The 4682-nt window shown below is 66.0% G+C and carries 5 protein-coding genes; 2 read left to right on the top strand and 3 right to left on the bottom strand.

From position 1 onward, the window contains the following. On the top strand, positions 1-202 hold a 202-nt coding region (locus ACE3UY_RS19585), incomplete at its 5' end, for a cyclodeaminase/cyclohydrolase family protein (RefSeq protein WP_374689165.1). 177 nt (positions 203-379) lie between these two features. Beyond that, complete coding sequence (locus ACE3UY_RS19580; RefSeq protein WP_374689164.1) at positions 380-1402, top strand: M23 family metallopeptidase; 1023 nt, start codon at positions 380-382, stop codon at positions 1400-1402. On the opposite strand, the gene ACE3UY_RS19575 is transcribed toward ACE3UY_RS19580, so the two are convergent. The 3 genes from ACE3UY_RS19575 to ACE3UY_RS19565 form a co-directional block, all read right to left on the bottom strand. Continuing rightward, positions 1365-2066: a TIGR01906 family membrane protein gene (locus ACE3UY_RS19575; protein ID WP_374689163.1), complete on the bottom strand. Its 702-nt coding sequence runs from the start codon at positions 2064-2066 to the stop codon at positions 1365-1367. The genes ACE3UY_RS19580 and ACE3UY_RS19575 overlap by 38 nt on opposite strands. A 110-nt stretch (positions 2067-2176) precedes the next feature. Further along, positions 2177-3748 carry a spermidine synthase gene (locus ACE3UY_RS19570; protein WP_374689162.1) on the bottom strand — a complete coding sequence of 524 codons (1572 nt, stop codon included), beginning with the start codon at positions 3746-3748 and terminating at the stop codon, positions 2177-2179. A 92-nt stretch (positions 3749-3840) separates the two neighbouring features. Then, positions 3841-4682: hypothetical protein (locus ACE3UY_RS19565; protein WP_374689161.1), on the bottom strand; the 842-nt coding region annotated here is incomplete at its 5' end.

Below are 4682 nucleotides of genomic sequence, written 5' to 3'. Positions count from 1 at the left end.
GGCCACCGATGCGGCCGTAGGAGCCATCATGGCCCGCGCGGCCACCCACGGCGCGGGACTGAACGTCAAGATCAACGGGTCTAGCCTGAAGGATCGGGCGCTGGCCGAAGCATGGGCAGCCGAAGCGGATGGGCTGATCGCCGAAACGGAAGAGATCGCCCGCGAGACGGTCGCCATCGCCGCCGAGCGTGGGGGGGCTTGATTGTTTGCCCGTTCTGACCGCGGGCGAGTCGTGCAGATCTACCTTGCGGTTTTCATTCTCGCGGTCGTCGCCCTCCATGCCGGTTGTGCAACCCTAGCGGAAAGCACAAGCGCGCCGCCAACTGTAGCGCAGGATAAGAATCCTGCGCCACGGGCCGATGATGCGGGTTCTGTACGCGTGACGGCCAGCCCATCGCCTTCCCTCGAAGCGACGAACGCCGGCAGCGTGGTGACCACGCCCGCGCCGCCGCCCACGCCTACCCCTCTCCTGACCGCCACACCATTGTCCGCTGGCGCAAGCGCCGATGCTCCCCCCTGCACCCCTGCACCCCAGCTCCCTTGCTCACCGTCAACAAACGATGCCGCGGGCGCGACGGCCACGACCACCCCGCCCCCCACCTTCACTCCCCCACCACCCCCGCCGCCGGTCGAGGGGGAACACCTGCTACTGCCACGGCCCGTTGCCGCCGGCGGAGCAACGTGGACGGACAAGTCCTATCCCTATGGCAGCACACGGGGCGGGACGCTCCGGCCGCATACCGGCGTCGAGTTCGGCGTGCCGGCGGGCACGCCGGTGCTGGCCGTCGCGCCGGGGGCCGTGGTCGTGGCCGGCGACGACAGCCAGATCGCCTACGGGCCGCAGACCAATTTCTACGGCAACCTCGTCATCGTCGAAATGAGCGGGCTGGCGGGCGGGTCGCTGTACGCGCTCTACGGCCACCTGTCCGAGATCGCGGTAACGGCTGGACAGGCCGTGGCCGTTGGCGACACGCTCGGCCTATCGGGTGAGTCGGGTGTGGCCGATGGGCCGCACCTTCACTTTGAACTGCGCTTTGGGGAAAACAGCTATGGGGCGACGCGCAACCCGCTGCTCTGGCTCAAGCCGCTGAAGGGGACGGGGGTGGTGGCCGGGCGCGTGCTAGGCCCCGACGGCGGGCGGCTGAATGAGGCCCCGGTGGCGCTGCTGCGCGTGGATGGGCCAGCGCCCTACACCGCCACCACGTCCTACGCCGCCGGCGAGCCTAACCCGGATGACCTGCTCGACGAGACCTTCGTCCTCGACGACGTGGAGCCGGGCTACTACCAGGCCGTGGTAGACAGCGGCCGGCGGCGCTATTCGACCGAGTTGTGGGTCTTCCCCGACCGGGTGAATTGGGTGGAGATCACGCTGTCACCCGCGGCCGGCTCCGCCGCGCCATGAGCCAGCCGGCGAGCGCCACCAGCACGCCCAGCACAAGCGTCCCCACGCTGACCAGCACCCCGAAGTCGAACCAGAACTGCTCGGGGAAGAGCCGGATGAGCGAGTCGCTGTAGGCAAATGTCCAGGAGCCGGGCGGGAAGAGCAGCTCGTGGAACTGCACGAAGAAGATGGGCCAGGCAATGAGGATGGCCAGGGCGATGACGGCCAGGGTGATGACCGTCGCCAGCCCGCCCCACATCAGCGTGCGCCAGCCGAACAGCCGCGTGGCCGCCGGGATCAGCAGCACGGCCAGGCCAATGACCACAATCGCCCCCGCGCCATAGGCGACCCACTTGAGGGCGTCGGCAACTACTTTCACGTCGATCATGTGGCTGATCTCGCCGGCATTGTAGAGGGGCCGATCCGTTCCCGGCAGCCGCAAGTCTTCGAGCAGGTAGATCACCTCGTCGGCCGGCTCCGGCCGCTGCAGGTAATCCAGCGTGCCGTGGGCTAACTCCAGCCGCTCCTCCGGCGTGAAGCCAAATATGTCCGGCGCGATACGCCCGTACTCGAAGCCGGGATAGTCCCAGGCGATAATCGCCCGAATCATGCCCAGGCCCAGAAAGAAGGGCATGCTCAGGATCACCAGCCAGCGGATTAGCGTCAGGAGTGCTTTGTTGGTCATTGATTTCTCGTTAGTCGTTGGTCGTTAGTCGCATGAATGGCTACGGATTCTGACAGAGAAAACGGGTTCTCACCATAAAACTCGTCCCCTCCGTCACAATCCGTAGCCATTTATTCTAAGCCTCCCAGACCCGAAGGCCCGGTTTCCAGCAGGTAGCGTATCACAATCGAATCGCTGATCGTTTCCACCGGCGCGCGGTCGTCGGTCAGCACCAGCCCGCCGGCGGCCAGCGGGACCAGATGAGCGGCGGCCAGTTGCAGCGTGTCGCGCAGCAACGGGTCGGCCTCAGCCGGCAGCGCCGCCGCGTGGGCGCGCAGGGCGTCGGCTGTCGTCGGCTGCCGCGTCGCCACCAGAATTGTATTCAATGTGCCGGGAACGTCGATGGCGTGAACGGACGGGAAGACAGTCAGCAACGTCGCGCCGACGGCGTCGATGAGCCGCCGGTCGCCCGGCGCGCCGCCGACGTTGATCGCCAGCACGCCCGTCTCGCTCAGCCGGTCGCGCGCCTCAGTGAAGAACTCGCGCGTGGTCAGATGCCAGGGAATGTAGGGCACTTTGTAGGCGTCCACGGTGATGACGTCATAAGGGCCGGCCAGCTGCGCCAGGCCGTAGCGGCCGTCGCCGGCCATGGTGTTGACGTTCGCCTCATCCAGGGCGAAGTAGGCGCGGCCAACCTCGATGATGGCCGGATCCAACTCGATGCCGTCAATAGCGATGGGGCCGAATACCTGCGTGTACTGCTTGGCGATGGTTCCGGCCGCCAGGCCGACAACGGCGACCCGCCGCGGCGTCCGGGCCTCAGCGTTGAAGTAGGGCGCGGCCAGCATGATGCTCCAGACGGAGATGCCGGGCACGCGGCCGCCGTCGCAATAGAAGGAGTGGTATGCCTGGCCTTCGTTCAATAGCAGATAGTTACAGTCATCCCGGCGGATGACCTGAATGTAGTTATAGGCCGACTCCGTCTCATACAGCTGCCCGGCATACGCCTTGAGGTCGCCGCGCAGCCAGAGGGCCGAGGGGATGAGCAGGGCGGGCAAGAGCGCGACGGCCGCGGCGCGGGCGCGGCGGGAACTGTCGCGGGTTCGCCACAGGCCCACCAACCCAACGATCAGGAGCAGCGAGCCAAACAGCACGGCCGTCAGGCGCGAACCAGCCAGCGGGATGACCACCAGGACGGGCAAGTACGTGCCCAGCAGGCTACCCAGGGTGGAGATGGCATAGATGTGGCCGCTGACGCGGCCGGATTCGCCCACGTCGCTTACGGCCAGCCGGATGGCAAACGGCGACAGGCAGCCCAGCAGCGTCACCGGGACAACCAGCGCCAGCACGACCAACACCAGTGACCCGGCGATAGCGCCCACGTCCATGACCGCCATCGCCCCGGCGGCGCGGCGTAGAACGGCGCTGGTTAAAAGCAGGAAGAAGACGGCGCAGAAGCCGGCCAGCGTGACCAACATATAGAAGAGATCGGCGCGCGGCCGGCGGTCGGCCAGACGGCCGCCGATGAAGTAGCCGGCGGTCAGCGACAGCAGGACGAGACCGATGACGTTGGCCCAGACGATGTTGGACGTACCGTACACCGTCTGGAGCAGCCGGCTGGCGGTGAACTCCACGGCCAGCGTGGTCATCCCGGCGACGAAGACAGTCAAGAAGAGATAACGACGGCCGGTCGGTTGCTTCAAACTAACGCTCTCATTCGGTAAAGACAGCTCTATCTGTCTGCTTACTTCTTACTGATCACTGACCACGGTAGGGGCGGGTTTGAAACCCGCCCCTACCACCGAGCCCGCATCTGCTCAGCACTCAAGTGGGCGGTATTGCGAAAAATCAGCGTCAATGGCTGATCATACACGACAAAGCTCTCATCCACCCGTCCGAACGTGAGCGCGGACGGCGGCCAAGCCGCCAGCCGGTTCAGGTCGGCCGGCGGTCGCAGCCCCGGCCAGCCGAACGTGTCCGGCCGCAGCGGGATACCGAACAGGGCCGGCGAACGCCCGCCGGCCCACACCAACTCATAGCCCAGCGCCCCGTCGAAGAGCAACTGATGATACCGGGACGAGAGCGGATAGCGCTCCGGCAGGCGCGGGACGACGCCGTAGACGCGGTTGGAGAGGATAGTCACGTACTCCGCGCCAGACAACAAGTCAAGGTTCGCCTTGAGCTTCTGCTCATCGTCGGCCGCGTCCGGCAGCGATAGCCAGGTCAGTTCGGCGTTGGGGAACTCCTCGCGGCGGCGGCGCTGTTCGTCGACGATCATCGTCGCGGGCAGGTAGTCGTCCCACTGCTCGCTCAGCAGCAACGTGCCCGGCGAAAGCTGCTCATAGACCCAGCGCGAGGCGCGGTTCCAGGGATGCTCCTCACGGTAAATCGCCATGAAGCTGAGCGCGTAGAGCGCCGTAAAGCCCAGCGTCAGCCCGGCCAACGCCCAGCGGGCGTAGCGCGAGATAAGAATCCCGCGCCACGGCCGGCCCTTCCCCAATACCATTGCCGCGCCAAACAGGATGAGAAATGGGACGATGGGCTGCATGTAGCGCATGAACTTGACGTAGAAGCTGCCCGTGAGGATGAAATAGGGCACGACCCATAAAAGGATAGGTTCCAGGTTCCAGGTTCCAG

The sequence above is a fragment of the Promineifilum sp. (SeqCode) genome, assembly GCF_041918635.1.
Taxonomy (GTDB): domain Bacteria; phylum Chloroflexota; class Anaerolineae; order Promineifilales; family Promineifilaceae; genus Promineifilum.
This window is presented reverse-complemented; position numbering and strand designations above follow the sequence as displayed.